Source organism: Desulfosporosinus youngiae DSM 17734, assembly GCF_000244895.1.
GTDB lineage: Bacteria > Bacillota > Desulfitobacteriia > Desulfitobacteriales > Desulfitobacteriaceae > Desulfosporosinus > Desulfosporosinus youngiae.
The window spans coordinates 1,647,815-1,667,451 of record NZ_CM001441.1 but is presented as its reverse complement, the minus strand read 5'-3'; the positions used below and the strand labels follow the sequence as shown (position 1 = coordinate 1,667,451).

The window sequence follows — 19,637 nt, the reverse complement described above, 5'->3', positions numbered from 1 at the left end:
TAAAATGACCCATATTCCTATTGTATAATCATCTATTTTTTCAAGAACTTTACACTTTGATATAAAAATGATATCATATCAGTATCAAGTTTTGTTATTATTTTTAGTATTAACTAAAGGAAGCAAAACAATTATTTCTTAAGGAGGAAACTATATGACTGAAAAAAAAGCATGGGCTATCAACGGTTATCTCGCCCTGATTCTTATCCTGGCCTTATTGATCGGAGGGATCGCTTTAGTCGCGCAGCTCAACTTTGTAGGTATTCCACTGATTATCCTGGCCATTATCTCAGCAACCGGAATTTTTGTTGTGCAGCCTAATAAGTCCTATGCCCTGGTCTTTTTCGGGAGTTATCTGGGCACGATCCGCGAACCCGGTCTGTGGTTAAGCGTTCCCCTCGCCATACGCAAAGGGGTTTCTTTACGGGTTCGGAATTTCAACAGCAAAACCCTCAAGGTTAATGACATCGAGGGTAATCCGGTTGAGATTGCTGCCGTTGTCGTCTTTCGGGTCGTTGATACCGCTAAAGCAATTTTCGATGTGGAGAAATATGAAGAATTCGTTGAAATTCAAAGTGAAACCGCTTTGCGTCACGTAGCAACCCGGTACGCATACGATAACTACGAAAGTGAAGGGTTCTCCCTAAGAGGTAATCCCGAAGAGGTATCAAATGAGCTAACGAACGAACTCCAACAGCGCTTGAGCCTTGCGGGAGTGGAAGTAAGCGAAGCACGTCTTACCCACCTGGCCTATGCTACTGAAATCGCAGGCGCAATGCTGCAGAGACAGCAAGCTTCAGCGATCCTTTCCGCCCGCCAGATCATTGTGGAGGGTGCGGTTGGTATGGTCCAGATGGCTATTGAACGAATCGAAAACGACGGTGTCGTAAAGCTTGACGAAGAGCGCAAAGCCGCTATGATTAATAACCTTCTCGTATCAATTGTTTCAGAACGCGCAACCCAACCTGTCATAAATGCCGGAACCATGTATTAACATGAAAGCCTGGGCCGGCACTAAGCCAACGTACATTCCATCATGCCTAAAAAGCAGCAGTTTGACATTGGATGTGGTAAAATGGCAACTAAAAAGCAATTCCCCTTACGCCTTGATCCAAAACTTTATGCAGCTCTAGAACGCTGGGCAGCCGATGAATTTCGAAGTGCCAACGCTCACATCGAGTTTTTGCTCCGGGACGCTGTCCGGCGAGCGGGTCGCTTGAAGGATCCGGACGGTCCTAAGGATGCGGGGAATCCGAGTGAGTGAGTGAATAGACAAAGCCCGTGAACGTTCCTATTAGACGTTCACGGGCTTGTTTTATTAGTTTTGCTGCAGTTTCAATTCTGTTGCAATTTCAATACGAATTACAAAGTTTACTTGACCTCAGCAACTCCGGAAGCAAAGGCTCTTTGATTTAAGTCCAGCAGTTTGGCCGGAATCTTCGCGGCAAGAGCGTTTTGCCAGGAATCCTCAGGGAATTCCATATACTTAGAGAGAACCCCCATCAGCACTACATTGGTGGCTTTAGAATTTCCGGCCTCGTGAGCTAACTTTAAGCCGTCTAATTCGATAAAGCGCTCAACTCGGTCCTTCAGGTCGGCCAGGATAGTCTCAGGATAGGTTGCGGCTCCGATGAGTACGGGTAAGGGTGCAATCTTTTGATTGTTAACGATTAAAACCCCGTCTTTTTTCAAGTAGTGTGCCCACCGGTAGGCTTCCAACTGTTCGAAAGCAACAATAAAATCTGCTTCCCCCGGTTCAATGACAGGTGAGTAAACGTCTTTTCCTATACGAACTTGAGTTACCACTGATCCGCCTCGCTGAGCCATGCCATGAATTTCTGACATTTTCACTTCGTAGCCTTGGGCCAGAGCAACATGGGTCAGAATTTTCGAAGCCAAAATTGTTCCCTGACCACCAACTCCCACCAGTAGGACATTCATTATTTTAGACATATTATTCACCCGCCTTTCGCAAGGCATTAAATTTGCATACATTAATACATAATCCGCACCCAGTACATAGGGCCTGGTCAACCACAACTGTTTTCATTTCTTCATCAAAGGAAAGTGCCGGACAGCCTAATTTTAAGCACATTTTGCATCCGGTACAGTCTTGAACCGTAAGCGGTTTTTCATTATTTTTGATAATAAGCGCACAAGGACGCCGGGCAATAATCACGGATGACTCCGGAACGGCTACTTCTGTCTTGATTATCTCTTTAACATTATTAAGGTCAAAGGGATCAACTTCCGTGACCCGTTTTATTCCCAGGGCTTTACACAAGGCTACAACGTCCACCTGAGGCGCCGGCTGACCCATCAGGTTCTTACCTGTGGACGGGTTATCCTGGTGCCCTGTCATGGCTGTAATAGAGTTATCTAAGATGATCGTGGTCAGATTGGCCTTATTATAAACCACATCCATCAAACCGGTAATTCCTGAATGCAAAAAGGTTGAGTCACCAATCACGGCCACCATATTGCCGGCCATTTCCGGATGAGCCTTTATCATTCCTAAGCCTGCGGATATTGAGGCTCCCATGCAGATCGTGGTATCCATTGCTTCGAGGGGAGCCATGGCTCCCAGAGTGTAGCAGCCAATATCGCCGGAAACAACCAGTTTAAGCTGTTTTAAGGCGTAAAACATTCCGCGGTGCGGACATCCGGGACACATAACCGGCGGCCGGATCGGAGAGTCAAAAGCCGGCGCTACGGTTATTCCGGGCTGACCGCTGATCTTTTCCGATACCATACGCACGGAAAATTCGCCATAGGGAGGGAAGAGCTCTTTCCCGATGACATTGATGCCCAGGCGGCGGACTTCGTTTTCTATATAGGGTTCTAATTCCTCGACGACATAAAGTTTGTCCACTTTGGCAGCGAACTCTTTGATTAACCCTGAAGGTAAAGGATTGGTTAAGCCTAATTTAAGGACGGAAACCGCAGGAAGAGCTTCTTTGACATATTGATAAGAAATACCGGAGGTGATAACCCCAATGGACCGGTCTTGCAATTCGATATTATTGACTGCCACTGTTTCGCTGTATTCGGCGAGTTTATGCATTCTGTCTTCTACTACCAAACGCCTGGCCCGCGCATTCCCCGGGAGCATCACGTATTTACGCAGGTCCCGTTCATAGGTCTTAACCAGCCGTTCACAGGGATCGTTCAGCTCCACTAAACTTTGAGAGTGGGCTATTCGAGTCGTAATCCTTAGCATAACCGGCGTATCAAAGGTTTCGGAAATTTCCATAGCCAAGCCAACCATGTCTTTCGCTTCCTGGGAATTCGAGGGTTCTAAAAGCGGTATCTTAGCAAAGGCCGCATATAATCTATTGTCCTGCTCGTTTTGTGAAGAGTGCATTCCAGGATCATCGGCTGAGATCAAGACTAATCCGGCACGAACTCCGGTGTAAGCCACAGTGAAGAGCGGATCGGCAGCTACATTAACTCCCACCATTTTCATGGCAACAATCGAGCGTGCACCGGCAATAGCTGCGCCAATGCCAACTTCCATCGCTACTTTTTCATTAGGCGACCATTGAGAATAAACTTCCGGGTATTTGGCAATCGTTTCGAGGATTTCAGTGCTGGGTGTACCAGGGTAAGCTGCGGCAACGCTGACACCGTATTCGTAGACACCTCGGGCTATTGCCTCATTGCCTGTCATTAATGTTTTCATGCCTTCTTTAGTCTCCCCCCTTAATGGAAATGAGCAAAATCTTTCTAAATTTGAGTCATATAGACATTTTAACTCAGAAAATAGAAAACTGTAAAGAGGGCAAGCAGGTTCTTTCACGACAAACCCATGAACCACAATTGCCAAAAGAACCATAGAAGATTTTGGAATTAAGGGCCTATTATCAAAGTTACTAATATCCTATAAAAAAAGGGGAAAGAACCTAGAATAATATTTATAATTACACCCCATATTGCCAGAATAGTTCTATCTTTTATGATTGAGATTAAACCAATTATTATACCAATAGGAGCTATCAATAATGGTGATAAGAGTAAAGCTCCTTCCAGTTTGGTTTTATGTGTAGGTATAACCTGAAAAAACTCATTACAGATAACTATCACAAGCGTAATCGCGATGCCGATTGAAATTTTATCAAGCAATGTTCCTTTTTTAGATACTTCATTGTTGTTCAATTTTGCATTTCCTTCCAAATATTACTTTATGAATATTAAGATTTCTTAACAGGTAAGGTTTAACATATTGAGCATGATGACGGTGGGGCAATCCAAAAACGACACTGGTGTCGATTTTGACCTACACCCAGGCACTCATCCTCCTCGGAATCCCGGAAGAGAGTCTTGCATTTTTAGATTCATATTTACTTTACTTCAATTCCAAATGAGTGTGCAGACTGATGAGTTTCGTCCCATTTACCTATAACTTCATAAACATAAATACCGGGAACAGTGGCTGTTTTAAATGTCATACCGTTTAAGATCAAGCTGGACTTAATTCTCCCTTGGGTCCAGTGTATTATTTCGATTTGTTGTGGTTGATATTTGGTATCAAATTTAATCATTATATCCCTATTCTGTTCAACTGCAATGGCTTCTAGGTCCTTTGTATTCTCTTCTGGTGGAAGCGCAAGATGACTATTTCCACCTTTTCCCTTATCAAACCAATTATACATGGACTCAGTTGTTGGAATTAGTTTATTATTGTATTCGACGATTGGGACAGGTGCTTCTTTTGGAATATGATTATTGATTGTGTAGTAGGATATAATTCCAAAACATAAAAATAACAATAAGGCTATACTTAGTTTCTTTGTCAACATGTATCATCTCATTTCAGTTAATACTAAACACATTTTTCGGATAATCGTTACATGACCTTATTCAAGCTCATCTTGTTCAATCGTTTTAACCAGATTTCGCAAGAAAAGCGTAAGATTCTCAGATAAATCTTCTCTCCGCAATGCGTATTCGATAGTTGCTTCTACAAAGCCCAGCTTATCTCCCACATCATATCTCCGACCTTCAAACTCATAGGCGTGGACGTCTTGATATCGTCCAAGTTCTTTAATCCCATCAGTAAGCTGAATCTCTCCACCCTTACCCGCAGGGAGTTCCCCTAATATATGGAAAATTTCCGGATTAAGGATATACCGCCCCATGATCGCTAAACGAGTTTCCGGGGCTTCTTCCAAACGAGGCTTCTCTATCATAGTTTTAGCTCGATAAAGCCGATCCGCAAACTTTTGACCATCTACGATTCCATATTTCGGCGTATCCTGTAGTGGGACTTCTTGAACCCCCACTATGCTTGCCCCATAACGCTCATACTGATCGATCATCTGACGTATAACAGGCACCTCAGAATAAATAACATCATCCCCTAAAAGGACCGCAAAGGATTCATTGCCAATAAACTTACGCGCACTATAAATTGCATGTCCCAAGCCTAACGCTTCTTTTTGGCGGACATAGTAAATATCTGCCATACGAGCAATATCCCGTACCAAATCCAGTAATTCATCTTTAGCATTTTTCTCTAAAAACCCCTCAAGTTCCATTGATCGATCAAAGTGGTCTTCGATAGCTCGCTTATTCCGCCCTGTAACAATAACAATATCCTCGATTCCGGCGCTAATAGCTTCTTCCACTATATATTGAATGGTCGGCTTATCGACTATAGGCAGCATCTCTTTGGGCTGAGCCTTTGTGGCGGGTAAAAAACGGGTTCCCAATCCTGCTGCTGGAATTATCGCCTTACGAATTCTACGCACGCTTCATTCTCCTTCCATAACAGTCTGTGAATACTTATTTCACCGGATAAGACTCTATGATATCGGTAGGAGTCCAGTTTCTCTATGCCCTTGTTAGAAAGAACATCAATACTTATCAGATCAGCGTGACGGGGGACGGTCCTTTCGGCATATTATGTCAAAAGGACCGCCCCCCGTCACGTATTCCCTACATCGAATAGACAACCAGCACCGGACATGTTGAATAGGCTAGAACCCGCTGAGTCACACTTCCCAGGATTGCCCCGGCATTCCCGCCATAGCCGCGGCAACCCATTATTACTAAATCAAAATCTTCCTTAATTTTTTCAATAATTTCCAAGGCAGGTTTACCTGAAACATGCTTCTTGTGTAACCGGACATCCCCCACTTCGATACCCGCTAATGCTGAATCTAAGGCTTTCACTGCCAGCTCTTCCATTTCGTCGGCAGGTACTAAAGACCCATAATACCCTGTGTATTCCGAATAGGTCCTGGGGGGTTCAATGACATGAAACAGCTCAATTTCAGAATTAAATTGCTGCGCAAATTTTAAGGCAGTGATCAGGGCCTGGCGTGAGGATTTCGAAAAGTCTGTAGGAACTAAAATTTTTTTAAACATATTCATACCACCTTTCTTATCTGTCACCGATTACTCCGTTTTTAGCAGGGGCTATAAAACCAACCTTACGGCATGTTCTTCGCCGTCATCAAGCAGCTCAATATACGGCTCGGAAAATTCTAATTCTCGTCCATCAAGGGCTAACAGGCTTCCACCAGTGCACTTATGCAAGGGATTTTGAACCTGAATATGATAAGTTGTTTTTTGATACTTATAAGTTACATTATATTCGCCCCAAGCACTGGGAATACAAGGCCTCAAATACAGACGTTTTCCCCGCCTTTGTAATCCTAAAATCCATTCAAGCCCCGCTTGATACATCCAGCCGGCTGCACCCGTGTACCAAGTCCACCCCCCTCGTCCCATATGGGGTTCAACCGAGTAGACATCTGCGGCCATAACATAAGGTTCCACTTTGTAATGCAAAACCCCACTGGGAGTCAGGGCATGATTAATAGGGTTAAGCATATGAAAAAGTTCCCAGGCCTTATCCCCTTCTCCTAATTTGGCCCAAGCAATGATACTCCAGATAACGCCATGGGTATATTGTCCCCCATTTTCCCTCACCCCGGGAGGATAACCTTGAATATAGCCCGGACTGGGATCAGTATTCTTAAAAGGAGGCGTCAATAGACGTACTAAAGAGTACTCGCGGCAGACCAATTCCCGATCCAACGCCAACATAGCCTGCTTCGCTTTTTCAGGAGGTGCTGCCCCGGAAATTACTGACCAAGCCTGGGCGATAGCATCAATCCGGCATTCCTGATTCAGCTCTGAACCCAGGGGCTGACCATTATCAAAATAGGCCCTGCGGTACCATTGTCCGTCCCAAGCGTTTTCATTGAGATTACGTGCCAACTCTTGGGCAACCTGGCGATACCTTAAAGCGATATCCATATCCCCGGCTTTCCCGCGGGCACACAGTTCCGCAAATCCTTCCAGGATGGTATATAAGAACCAGCCGAGCCAGACACTTTCTCCTTTTCCCTCACGTCCAACCCTATTCATCCCATCGTTCCAGTCGCCCGTGCCCATTAAGGGAAGACCATGTGAACCAAACCGCAGCGCACGTTCGATGGCGCGCAAGCAATGTTCGAAGATCGAGGCCTGTTCCAGGGAAACCTTAGTTTCGGAATAGCGCTCATCCTCATCCGGCCCCAAGGGCAGGTCTTCTAAAAAGTTCACTTCCCGAACTAAAATTTCCTCGTCTTCAGTATGTTCCAAATAACGCAGCACACTATAGGGCAACCATAGTAAATCATCGGAAAACTTCGTGCGGATTCCCCGCTTTGTCTCTTCATGCCACCAGTGCTGCACATCCCCTTCGCGAAATTGATGGGCGGCATGGTGAAGGATTCGCTCCTTGGTAAGTTCCGGGTAAACATGCAGGAGGGCTAAACTGTCCTGGAGCTGATCCCTAAACCCGTAGGCGCCTCCGGCTTGATAATAGGCGGATCTTGCCCACATCCGGCAACAGAGGGTTTGATATAACAACCAGCCATTAAGCATCAGGTCCATACTCTTATCCGAAGTAACGACTTGAACCCCCTTCACCAGCTGGACCCAAAAGTCCCGAATCTCCTGAAATTTGTCTGAAACCAGCTGCGGTTTTGAGTAGCGGGACATCAGGCCGGCTACTTCCTCCATTGTCCGGGCTTGCCCCAGAAGCACTAAGACCTGTTTTTCTTCCCCGGGGTCTAAGCTTAGGGTTACTTGAATAGCTCCGCAGGAATTGTACATCATGCCGCTTGCCTTGGACAAAGCAACTCTGGACAAGGCAGCCGGTTTACTCAGAGACCCATAGCGCCCAATAAACTCCAGGCGATCTACGGTCCAGGTCCGCTTAGCTTCTTCCCCCTCCGTTTGAACCCCCAAAAAGGCTTTCCGGTCGGGGAATACCTCTTGGTAGGTGTTGCGTGCTATCAAAGCACCCGAAGCCTCGTCGATCTCGGTGATAATAAAGGGTGTATTAACGGCCCTTTGTACTCCTAAAACCCACTCCACATAATAGGTAAGGGAAATTTGACGAACCTCCCGGCCGGGATTTCTTAAGGTAATCTGCCAAACCTTAAGGGGATCATTAAGGGGAACAAACACTAACCCTTCCTGGACAATCCCGTGGCTTGTATGCTCGAAACGGCTGTATCCCCAACCATGATGGACTATATAGGGAGCTTCCTCCTGAATGGGCAAACAAGTCAGGGACCAAAACTCACCGTTACATTCATCACGAAGATAGCATACTTCCCCGGGAAGATCCGTAATCGGATCACCGTACAAGGGCGTTAGTTTGTTTTCCCGGCTATTTTCCGCCCAGGTATATCCCGCACCGGATTCCGAAATCTGAGTTCCGAACCAAGGATTAGCCAGGATATTCGACCAAGGCAGGGGAGTCAGCTTATGGTCATTAAGGTAGATCGCGTACTCCCTTCCCTCGGCTACAAATCCCCCCAGCCCATTAAAGAAAGCTATTTCCTTGGCATAGTCCGTGGTGTAGAAGGGTTCTGAAACCCAAGGAGATGATTCAGGCACCAAAACTGCCGGCAGGTTACTTTCTGATTTAGGTATGGCCAGTTGTTTAGCTAAACTTCTGCCGTCCGCCCGCAAAGAAATTCGCGCTACAGTAGCAAAGAGGGCTTTATCCTCTTCCGGCATAATATTCGCTGAACGAATAAAGACTCCTCCCGGCTTATCCAGAAAATCACGATCTGAGCTGGCAAAGACAAGGTGGCGCAAGGCCTCTGTCAGTGGCTGCTCATAACTCCCTTCGAAATCATTAAGAATCAGCAAGTCCACTTTAAGCCCCCGCAAGCGCCAATATTCATGGGCAGAGAGCACAGAGTCCACAAAATCCAGATTTTCCACTTCGGAAACATGGATAAGCACGATGGGTATATCTCCCGAGATACCATAATTCCATAAAGCAGATTGCCCCTTTTTATTTTTCATGATACTTTCCGCTCTTGTTATGCTTAAAGGGTTAAAATAGAAGATTTGGGAAAGCATCCACTGGTAGATGTCCGCTTGCCGGCTGGACAGGTTCAGGTATCTCAATTCAATTCTGCTTCTGGTCCAGGCTAATTCCAAGGAACGTTCGATCTGATGAGGGGCGGAAAGCTGCTGAATCATGGTCAGCACGTTTTCCTTTGTATCGGCAACGCCGATCACAAACGTCAGGCGGACTTTTTTACCGGGCGGCACTTCTACACGCCTTCTTAAGGAAATAATTGGGTCAAGCACGTCGCCAAGGGTTCCGGAGAGTCTTTGATTCTCTACCACCGCCCTCGGACGATCATAGAAATGGCCCCGTCCTAAAAAGCGCGCCCGATCCGTCTCATACTCTAAAACTCCCACAATCTTCCCTTCAACATTCACGGAATGCGCTAACCAGGGGTAACGCTCTTCCGGGGTCCTTCCTCTGCGGCTGACTACCAGGGCTTCGGGGTGATCGGAAAATTCCGTGTGTACAAAAAGCTTATTAAAAGAGGGGTGATCATCATCGGCCCTCCCCGAGGATAAAACAACCTCCGAATAACTTGTCACCTCTAAAATATGAGGCCGATCGCCATTGTTTGTAAAGGTAAGCCGACGTATCTCGGCATCCACCTCCGGCGAAACTGAAACCTCGGTTTGACAGTGAATATCATCGTTGGTTCGGTTAAAGGTTACTTTCTCTAAGGAAAAACTCATGTCATCAACCGTCTGCTGATCATGGCAAGGTTGATAGGTAGCCGACCAAATTTTGCGTTCCGTCAGGTCATTGATATAGAAAAACGTTCCCCAGGGGTCCTTATAAGGATTCTCCCGCCACCGGGATAAAGCGATCTCCCCGAAGCGGCTGAACCCGCTCCCGCTGCTTGTCAGCATGACCACATAACGGCCATTGGAGAGAATTCTGGCTTCCGGAATACGTGTATCCACACTTTGGAAATGCCGTTCAAACTCATTGTCATCTTCAGCACGAATAGGTCTTTTCGGCGTCCATTTCCAGCGGTCTATAATCAGGGGCTTTTGCGAAACTCGTTCCTGCAAAAGCAGCTCTACAGCCTGAATCCGGGGGTCTTCATGAAATCGGCTGCCCAGGGTGCGCTCTAAAAGCAAATGACTTAAAGCCACTAAGCACATACCCTGATGATGAGCCATAAAGCTCTTAATCACGACGTGCTGCTCAGCTTCAGGCAAGCGTTCCTTGGTGAAATCCAACGCTTCATAAAAACCATAGGTTCCTCTGGCACCTAACCTCTCAAGCAGATTCAGGTTTTTCAAGGCCCCCTTAAGATCAATCAAAGCGGCCAGCACAGTGGCGTAGGGAGCTATAACCCTTTCATACCCTAACCCTCGCTTGAGGCCTAAATCCGGGACCCCAAAAGCCTGATACTGATAATTCATCTGAAAATCAAAGGCGTAAAAACCCGACTCGGAAATTCCCCAAGGCAATCCCAGATTAGAAGCATAGGAAATGTGTTTTTTCACAATCGACTTGTAGGTTTCATCCCAGAGAGTATCCTCATAGCAGTTCATAAGCAATAAGGGCATGAGATATTCAAACATCGTCCCGGTCCAGGATAACAAAGCCGTGTCCCGTCCTACCATGGTTAAGGAGCGTCCTAAAGCAAACCAATGCTCTGTCGGAAGCTGACCCAGCGCCAGCGCTATAAAGCTGGCCTGCCTGGCTTCAGATGCCATCAAATCATAGTAGGCATTATCCCTTTGTTGGCTGGAAACGTTATAGCCAATGGCCAAAAACCTGATCTTATCATTATAAAGGGGACGAAAATCAGGTTCCACGATCAGCTTTTCTAAGCGAATTTGTAAAGTTTCCAGCCTTTCCGCAGCCCTGGTAAGGTTGACAAGGCCCTTTTCAAGGGTTTTCTTCCACTGTCCGGCAAACTCCCCGCTCATTTTCCCGCAAACCTGCAAGCTTGCCCGTGTAGCCTCAACAAGCTCCGGTATGGTTTGAGCCTTCGCCCAACGTAAACCTATCTCAGCTCCTTGTTCGCCAAGCTCCTTTACAACAGCGGAATCTTGTTTACATAATCGGGCGATGATCTCTATGCTGGGAATGAGTCCTTCTAATTCTTGAAGTGCCAGATTTACTCTGTGTCGGATTAAATCCGGGAAGGTTTCAACCTTTGCTTCCTTAAGTAAGCGGTACCAGCTTAAATAGGTTGACGGTTCGTTGCCGGCCTCTGTTAGCCGTTGTTTCCAGGCCCTTAATTCTGCCCCTTCCTTATGGTGAGTCTGCTCTTCCCGGGTAATTCGATCCAAGACTCCCGGAATCGTGGCTTGATCAACGAGGGGCTTCTTTCCCCATTCCTTAAGTCCTTGTTTAACCGTTAAAAGATAGGCTATCATATTACCGCTATCTACCGTCGATACATAAAGAGGCGGCAGGGGTTCGAGAGTGCAGGTATCATACCAGTTATAAAAATGTCCCTGCCAGCGCTGCATCTTCTCCAGAGAATCCAGGGTACGTTCTATACGCTCCATTAGTTCTGTCGTCGTTAAAAAGCCTAAATCCCGGGCTACCAATGTCGATCCCAAGAGCATTCCTATATTCGTGGGAGATGTCCGGTGGGCGATACCCTTGGGCGGATCAACCTGCAGATTATCCGGCGGAAGCCAATTTTCTCCGTCCTGCACGACAAGTTCAAAGAAACGCCAGGTATCATAAGCCAAAGCCCGGACATAGTCCCGCTCTTCCGTAATCATTTCTGCTTTTTTACTGGGTTGTGGTTTGCTCAGCCAATATGCCCAAAAGGGACCGAGCATCCAGATGAAACCTATCCCAAGACTGGGTACGGCTATATCCGGTTCCGAGAATAAGGTTCCCAGTATAAAGAGCACTACAAAAAGATATCCCTTACTTAAGCGGCGAATGAACACACCGACGGTTCTTGGGGTTTCTCTTTCTGCGTCGGCAGCCGTTACCCACTCCAATAAATGCCTATGGGAGATGAACAAGCGATAAAGCGTACGCATAATAGCATCCAGCAACATCGCACTGTTAAAGGGCAGCATTACGACGGTGACCATAATTTGACCTAAAACCCCCAGCAGGTTTCTCCATCTCCAGCGCCACTTCAGCCTTTGCTTAAAACTATTAAGGGAATTTATGAAAAACGGAATAGCAATCGTTGCCAGGACAATCCCCAGCCAACCCCATTTCCAACCCGGCAATCCCAAAATGCTGAAAATTATCAAACCAAATAAGACCGGACTTAGTAAGCTGCGCCGCAAATTGTCGATCATTTGCCAGCGTGTGATGATCGGGAGATCCACCCACAGACGTGTCCCCCTTCGATTCCGTACCAGGGGAGAAAACCAGCGCAAAAGCTGCCAATCCCCACGTACCCAGCGGCACATGCGTTTCAGATAAGAATAGTAATTGGAAGGAAAATCATCCAGCAGCTCAATATCGGTGACAAGGCCCGCTCGTAAAAATCCGCCTTCTAACAAATCATGGCTTAAAACCGTATTGTCCGGAAAACGCTGGCAAAGAATTTTGTCAAAAACCGCTACGTCATAAATCCCTTTGCCCGTAAAGATTCCATGCCCGAAAAGATCCTGATAAGGGTCAGAAATCGCAAAGGTATAGGGGTCGATACCCGTCACTCCGGCGAACCAATAGGACAGCCTTGAACGATACAGGCTCTCATGCTTAACCAGAATTCTGGGTTGCAGCAAGCCGTAACCGCGCACAACCCGGGTGTGCTTTTCATTAAGTATGGGGATGTTCAAGGGATGAGCTATGGTACCGATCAAACGTTTAGCGGCATCCCGGGGTAACTCCGTATCCGAATCAAGAGTGATTACATACCGTATTTTAGAAAAGATTTCCGAATCCCCAAAGATATCTGTAAAGCTAGTTGTCTGACTTCCCAATAACAGGGCGTTAAATTCAGTCAATTTACCACGTTTACGTTCCCACCCCATCCAAACCCCTTCTTTTGGATTCCAGTGACGTTTGCGTACTAATAAATAGAAGGTTGAACCCTCTTGACAGGGGTACTTTTTATTTAAGTCATCTATCCTAAGGCGCGCAATCTCCAGTATTTGATCATCCTGGGGCAATGTTTCCTCGTGGGCGTCACGAAAATCCCCCAGAATCGCAAAATGGATGTGAGTATCCTGATTGGCTAAGTGATGCACCTCAATATCATGCATCAACTTACGGACATCCGTTTCACTTGACAATAAGGTTGGAATAACCACCATAGTTGCAGACTCGGGATTGATTCCTTCCTTGAATTCTAATCTTAACAAGGGTTGGGGAGGAAAGAAACGTTGAATAAACGAATTAACAAGAGTTAAGCCCCACTCACTGGCTGGGACTGATAAGACCAAACTCAAAACGATCAATTTCCAAGGATCAAGATTCGTGAATTCTCCGATGACTAGCCAGAAAACGACTAAGGTTAGCAGCGTGAATATCGTAAACATGCTTAAAAACGTAAAGTTCGGATGTCTTTTTGGGCTTAGTGACGGATAATACCAAGCTTTACGGCGTCCCAGCAACGCCGCGTAGAGTTTATCCTTTCCCTGATCGATAAGATAATAGCCCACATGTTTTTCAGGCGCATTTTCGCCGGCATGTTTTGTCCGGAAATTATTAGCCAGTGCCACAGCTGTTTGGGCGACTGAACATTCTTGCATTTTCAGAGTTTTAGCGATGTGTTCGACTGCATGTCTTAATTGATCTCGACTGGCGAAATCCATTAAGGCATAAATTCGACCAGGATCAGTTTCCAGAATCCTTTCGACCGAGCTTAAAGATTCGAACTCCTCCTCCCATTTCCAACGGGATACATTGCGCAGACTGGTGATGAGATTTCCGGCGGCTACCTGATAGTTTGCCTGCAGCTGGTGTTCATGACCCATCAATTTCTCGATACCTTCTGTTTGCAAACCAATCTTGCGTTCAATCCATTGACTAATAGGAATGCCCTCTTCCCCATAGTCACGAAGCCTTCCTATAATATAAACCACTAAGACCTTAGGTAGAATATTCATCCCCTTCGTGGTTCGCTCTATTTCGCTAATCAGCTTATCCGGATCATTAAGATAGGGAACCCACTTTTGAAATAATTCTTCGGCCTGCTTACGATCTTCATGACGTTCACAAACTTCCTCAAATAGATCACCCAGCTCTTCCAGCAAGCTGATCCGTAAAAATAACGGAATAGCCCAAAGTTCACCCATCGTTAGGGTAGTAATCTCTTGAAAAGCCCTAATATATTGAGTAAGTGCCGGTAAACCGGCTTGTCCGCCCATGTTTTGCAGGAACTCCTTTAAGATAGCTGCAATGCGGGTTTGTGATGATTTAGCATCCCATTTGGGTAAACGTCTATAGAAAGATTGGGGAAGATTCTTCTCAACATGAAGGTACTGTTCCTTAAATAAACTTACATGATCCATCAACCATTCCATCGCCGGCAATAACGGGAATCCGGCGTTTTCATCAACTTCAGATTTATGACTATAGTCTTCAAGCTGCTTGACGATCTTTTTCAGATTACGTAAGGATACATTTCCTTGTCTGTTATAAACCGTAGTATTTTCAAGTGCAAGAGTACGGGCACGTTGTTTAAGCTCCTCCGAAATCTTAGTGTTTTGCTCGAACATTTTATATTCACCTCGTTTTCTATGCCGAGTCTGGTTTCTTACTTTTTAAATCAGACTTTTATCTAAATCAAACACACTTATTCAAGCTCAGTTTTTCTGACGAAGTGGCACATTGTTTTATCCCACTTCCAGTGTTTGGATTTTTCCGGGTCTTCAAGGAATCTATTTAATACATTGCACTCCGATTCATGCAGCGCTGTCCTAAACCACTCTTCAAGCGTTATATCGAGTGATTTACAGACCGCCTCAAGTCTAGCCCTCTCCTCTCCTTTTAACACAATGTACATCATGAAGCACCCCCTAAAAGTATGACTTAATGAAAACTCGATTCATTCTAACCTATCCGGATTATCAATCAAGGACCTCTTGCCGCAAAGCCACGGTTATTTCACTTTTATAGACCTTGCTTCTCGATAAGCTTAAAACGATATACTGCAGCAGACCAAACATAAGACAGCCTGAAATGGCAAGTATCGCAATCATAATAGGTACTGCAATAAAGAAATAAGCACAAGCGGTAACCCAAAAATTAAGTAAATCTGACATTTAATCACCTCCCTTCGTAGAATCAGGGAATTCCTCCCTGGGAAAAAGTCCCTAAGGATATTTGAAATGAGCATATCACTTTTAAATTGCATAATCTATATCCCTACAATATGGTAATAATTAAATTATTTTATTAATATCCCCGGTTATTGCTGATAAATCTTTCAAAACAAGGTCTGGAGCTTATTGTGACAATTGTTTATTTTTATGAAGAAACCCTAGCCTGGCAAGTTACTTTACGTTAACATATACTCTGATGAATAGTAAATTATCCGAAATCAGGGCAAAAAAAAGCTCATCTGCTAAATAAGCACATGAGCCTATACACGTTATCATCATCAGGTACCGCACTTTTAGAAGAATACCCTGATTTGGATTTGATACTTTTATAACAGGTATTTAGATTCATAATTTCTTTTACAGTTACTTGATCATTCGATTTAGAGCAGCCATAGTCAAAGCCATAAACTTACTGCGCGGAGTGTCACTTCTGGAGGTTAATACTATGGGAACCTGGGCCCCGAGTACAATCCCCGCCATTGTAGCCCCCGCAAAATATACCATCGATTTGCCCAGGACATTTCCAACTTCAATGGTCGGAGCCAGGATCAGATCGACGTTCCCATTGATCTTACTGCTGATTCCTTTGTGTTTTAAGGCGACTGCACTGACTGCTCCATCAAGAGCCAACGGACCTTCCACGATCGCCCCGGGAAATTCACCGTTTTGATTCATCTCTACCAAGGCCCGGGCATCTATGGTAACAGGCATTTTGGAATCTACCATTTCATTGGCGGCCAAAATCACGACATTTACCAAATCCATTCCAATGCCCTGCAAGTATAATAAGCTGTTCTCCAATATTTCCCTTTTTTGAGCTAAATTCGGAGCAATATTCATTCCTCCATCTGTGACAAACAGCAACCGAGAAAATTCGGGTACTTCAAATGCCGCTAAGTGACTGAGCAATCGCCCTGTTCGAAGCCCTCGTTCTGAGCGAAGCACCGCTCGCAAAAAGTCCGAACTATTGATCAGCCCCTTCATCAAAAAATGCGCTTGTCCATCAACAATGGCATCTACCGCTCTATGTGCAGCTTTAAGTGAATCCGGCTCATGGATCAGCTCCGCGCCGTCTAAACCTAAGCCGATTTCCAAGGCCAATTGCTTAATTTTTTCAAGATCGCCGATGAGAACAGGGATAATCAGGCCTTCTTTCTCAGCTAATTTGACGGCCTCCATAACTTCTTTATCGGCGGCCGCAGCCACAGCCACCTTTGCCCGGCCTAAACTTTTTGCCCTGTCGTATAAAGCACCAAATCCGCTAAAGCGCATTTTTACACCCCATTCTCAAAAACCATTATATCTTATAAGTCAGTGCTTCCTCTGCGCCGGAAAGGACTCTCAAAGCACCGAGAGCCAAGGCCTCCATCTCCTCTTCGCCAGGGACTACTATAACTGGGGAAATAAACGATACTCTGCGAATAATTTCCCTGGTTATAAATTCTGAATGAGCAAGCCCACCGGTCAAGACAATATTATCAACGTCTCCAGCTAAGACAGTGGCCATCCCACCGATTTCTTTAGCCACCTGATAACACAGTCCTTCTAATATATGCCTGGCATACTGGTCTCCTTCGTTCATGCGCTTCTCAGCTTCCCGGGCATCCTTTGTTCCCAGATAAGCAAACATACCGCCTTGTTTAAGGATTTTTGTTCGGAGTTCCTGCTCGGTATACTTTCCTGAATAGCAAAGTTTGACTAATTGTGAGATGGGTAAGGTTCCACAACGTTCAACAGAATACGGCCCTTCATTATTAGCATTATTGACATCAATCATTTTCCCTTTGCGGTGCGGGGCTACAGAAATCCCTCCACCGAGGTGCGCAACGATGAGATTCAGAGCATGGTAGCTTTTTCCCAGCTTACGAGCCACTTTACGAGCAACTGCCTTCATATTTAAGGCATGAGATTGACTCGAACGGGGTAATTCCGGAAACCCGGAAAGCCTGGCAAGCGGTTCAAACTCGTCAACGGAAACAGGGTCTACAATAAAGGCCGGGGAGTTGATTCTCTGACCCAAATAGTAAGCAATAATTCCGCCTAAATTTGAAGCATGTTCTCCGCCGGGCGGGTTCTGTAGGACCTTTGTCAGATACTCATCAACGATATAAGTGCCTCCGGCAAGGGGCTTGAGCATACCGCCGCGGCCTACAATTCCATTAAAAACATCCAATCGTGTATCTTTCTCTTCAAGCAGCTTCAAAATATGCCCGATCCGATAGTCACATTGATCACTTACATGAGCAAAAGCGTTGAGCTCACTTGACGGGTGGTCAATCACTTCTTTCCAAAGACAAACTTCACCCTCATAAGCTGCGATTTTCGTTGATGTTGAACCTGGATTAATGGCAAGTACTTTCAAACTCTATCACCCTTCAGAAGCCATCGGACAAAATGGCCTTTGTCATTATACCATATAATAGAACTATAACTTGTTCAGCCTAAAGCTGCTTGCCTGCCTTCAGATAAAATAGCATTGATAACCATAGTTTCCAGCACTCCGGTAAAATCTCTCCGATCTTGACTATTATAGTCTGATCTAATCAATACAATACTCTGGCCGCGGAATTACTATTTAATCATCTATCTTCTTACTAATTCAGGACATTATTGAATAGTAATTCTCCTAAATCAAAAATCTCCGGGCTAGAGATATGTTTTTCATAAAAAACCCGGCCATTAAAAAGAAGACGTTTCCTGCATCGGCAATGCATGGGGAGCGCCTTCTTTTCCGTCGGTCATAGTATGCAAACGTTTATTTTCCAATTTAAGGAGCGATAACCCGACGAGCACCCAGATATCGTTTTGACCAATAAGAGTTAGTCATGTCATCGTAGGATACGCCACCTGAAGAGGAATGAATCATGGTGTTATTCCCGGTATAGATTCCAACATGGGAAGCTCCGGAAGAGTATGTGGCAAAAAACACTAAATCACCCGGCTTCAGGTCAGATTTTTTCACGGAAACCCCATTATTAAACTGCTGTTCAGATGTTCTGCTAAGAGTAATGCCGTTATTGCGGAATACGTACTGAACATAACCTGAGCAGTCAAATCCGGAGGGAGATGTGCCTCCCCAGACATACTTTGTCCCTAAAAACTCTGCTGCATAATTTAATACTTGTTTTGCTCCGCCTGAAACCGCAACCGTACCTGCAACCCCGCTGGACGATCCTTGCTTAACTGAACCGGATGCCTTTTCCTGCTCTGCATAAGCTGCTTCAAGTTTTTCCTGTTCAATCAACTGCTGGATTCGATTAACCTTTGCTTTAGCTGATAAGGAAGTATTAAGCGCTGCTTTTTCTTCTTTGCTTAATTCGTCCAGTACCGCCTTTTGTTTATCCAGCACTTGCTGAACAGCTCGCTGGGTTTCACTCTTATCCTGTATTGTGGCCTGAATACTTACTTTTTTTTGTTCTATCTCATCCATTTGCTGATTCATGGTCTCTTTTAACTCGGCAATGTCTTTTTGAAGCTTGCTGTGATTATCGACAACCATCTGTATCTTGTCAGCCCGATCAATAAAATCGGATAAACTGGTGGCTTCAAATAAAACAGCCAAGTATGTATTCACACCATCTTCATAGTTGCTCCTTAATACTTGTCCTAATGAGTTAATATACTCCTGGCGCTTCGCCTCAAGTTTTTTTTGCTCATTCTCCAAATCCTTCAGATGCTTTTGTTCCTCATTGAGTTTAGCTTGTTCCCGGGCGATACTATTATTCAAGGCCTCAACAGATTGCTTTAAAGCCACAAGCTGTGTCGTTGCACTTGCTACTTTTTCTTTCTGAGCATTTAAGGCTCCGTTTGCCTGATTAGCTTCTTGTTGAGATTTTTTCAGCTGCTCCTGTAAGTTATCAGCACGCACAGGCAGGGACAACGAGACTAAAAGAAAGGCGCCAATGACGCTAATTAAAACTTTCTTATGCAGGGAGGGAATCCTAATCATAAACCAAACCCCTTAAATCATATTTGTTAGATTTAATTCGCCATGAACCTCTGATTTCCTTGTTTTGATCAGATTTTCTTTTTCCATT

Annotated in this window: 14 protein-coding genes; 2 read left to right on the top strand and 12 right to left on the bottom strand. The window is 45.1% G+C overall.

All coding sequences use genetic code 11. The features are described from left to right. Positions 1-154 precede the first annotated feature (154 nt). Both DESYODRAFT_RS07925 and DESYODRAFT_RS07920 read left to right on the top strand, forming a co-directional pair. Entirely contained in the window at positions 155-994 is an 840-nt protein-coding gene (locus DESYODRAFT_RS07925; RefSeq protein WP_007781546.1) for an SPFH domain-containing protein, read from the top strand. 81 nt (positions 995-1,075) lie between these two features. Further along, positions 1,076-1,264, top strand: coding sequence for a type II toxin-antitoxin system antitoxin (locus DESYODRAFT_RS07920; RefSeq protein ID WP_007781543.1), 189 nt, complete (start codon positions 1,076-1,078; stop codon positions 1,262-1,264). A gap of 107 nt (positions 1,265-1,371) precedes the next feature. Here the strand turns inward: DESYODRAFT_RS07920 and DESYODRAFT_RS07915 are convergent, their stop codons facing one another. From DESYODRAFT_RS07915 to DESYODRAFT_RS07860, 12 genes are all read right to left on the bottom strand, one after another. Beyond that, positions 1,372-1,953 (bottom strand): indolepyruvate oxidoreductase subunit beta, encoded by a 582-nt coding sequence (locus tag DESYODRAFT_RS07915; RefSeq protein ID WP_007781541.1) that lies wholly within the window; start codon positions 1,951-1,953, stop codon positions 1,372-1,374. Position 1,954: 1 nt separating this feature from the next. Then, positions 1,955-3,682, bottom strand: a complete 1,728-nt coding sequence (gene iorA, locus DESYODRAFT_RS07910; RefSeq protein ID WP_007781538.1) for an indolepyruvate ferredoxin oxidoreductase subunit alpha — start codon at positions 3,680-3,682, stop codon at positions 1,955-1,957. 167 nt (positions 3,683-3,849) lie between these two features. After that, positions 3,850-4,155 (bottom strand): hypothetical protein, encoded by a 306-nt coding sequence (locus tag DESYODRAFT_RS07905; protein WP_007781536.1) that lies wholly within the window; start codon positions 4,153-4,155, stop codon positions 3,850-3,852. A 185-nt stretch (positions 4,156-4,340) separates the two neighbouring features. Next, a complete protein-coding gene (locus tag DESYODRAFT_RS07900; RefSeq protein WP_007781534.1) occupies positions 4,341-4,799 on the bottom strand; it encodes a hypothetical protein in 459 nt (152 codons plus the stop codon). 57 nt (positions 4,800-4,856) lie between these two features. Continuing rightward, complete coding sequence (gene galU / locus DESYODRAFT_RS07895; protein WP_007781531.1) at positions 4,857-5,750, bottom strand: UTP--glucose-1-phosphate uridylyltransferase GalU; 894 nt, start codon at positions 5,748-5,750, stop codon at positions 4,857-4,859. A 187-nt stretch (positions 5,751-5,937) separates the two neighbouring features. Further along, positions 5,938-6,369, bottom strand: coding sequence for a universal stress protein (locus DESYODRAFT_RS07890; RefSeq protein WP_007781528.1), 432 nt, complete (start codon positions 6,367-6,369; stop codon positions 5,938-5,940). 51 nt (positions 6,370-6,420) lie between these two features. Continuing rightward, positions 6,421-14,994 (bottom strand): GH36-type glycosyl hydrolase domain-containing protein, encoded by an 8,574-nt coding sequence (locus DESYODRAFT_RS07885; protein ID WP_007781527.1) that lies wholly within the window; start codon positions 14,992-14,994, stop codon positions 6,421-6,423. Between the two features lie 77 nt (positions 14,995-15,071). Then, positions 15,072-15,284, bottom strand: coding sequence for a hypothetical protein (locus DESYODRAFT_RS07880; RefSeq protein ID WP_007781525.1), 213 nt, complete (start codon positions 15,282-15,284; stop codon positions 15,072-15,074). 61 nt (positions 15,285-15,345) lie between these two features. After that, positions 15,346-15,540: a hypothetical protein gene (locus tag DESYODRAFT_RS07875; RefSeq protein ID WP_007781523.1), complete on the bottom strand. Its 195-nt coding sequence runs from the start codon at positions 15,538-15,540 to the stop codon at positions 15,346-15,348. A 423-nt stretch (positions 15,541-15,963) separates the two neighbouring features. Then, entirely contained in the window at positions 15,964-16,872 is a 909-nt protein-coding gene (locus tag DESYODRAFT_RS07870) for a bifunctional enoyl-CoA hydratase/phosphate acetyltransferase (RefSeq protein ID WP_007781520.1), read from the bottom strand. A gap of 25 nt (positions 16,873-16,897) precedes the next feature. Continuing rightward, positions 16,898-17,962 (bottom strand): butyrate kinase, encoded by a 1,065-nt coding sequence (gene buk / locus DESYODRAFT_RS07865; RefSeq protein WP_007781518.1) that lies wholly within the window; start codon positions 17,960-17,962, stop codon positions 16,898-16,900. A gap of 405 nt (positions 17,963-18,367) precedes the next feature. After that, positions 18,368-19,549 carry a C40 family peptidase gene (locus tag DESYODRAFT_RS07860; protein ID WP_007781514.1) on the bottom strand — a complete coding sequence of 394 codons (1,182 nt, stop codon included), beginning with the start codon at positions 19,547-19,549 and terminating at the stop codon, positions 18,368-18,370. Positions 19,550-19,637 lie beyond the last annotated feature (88 nt).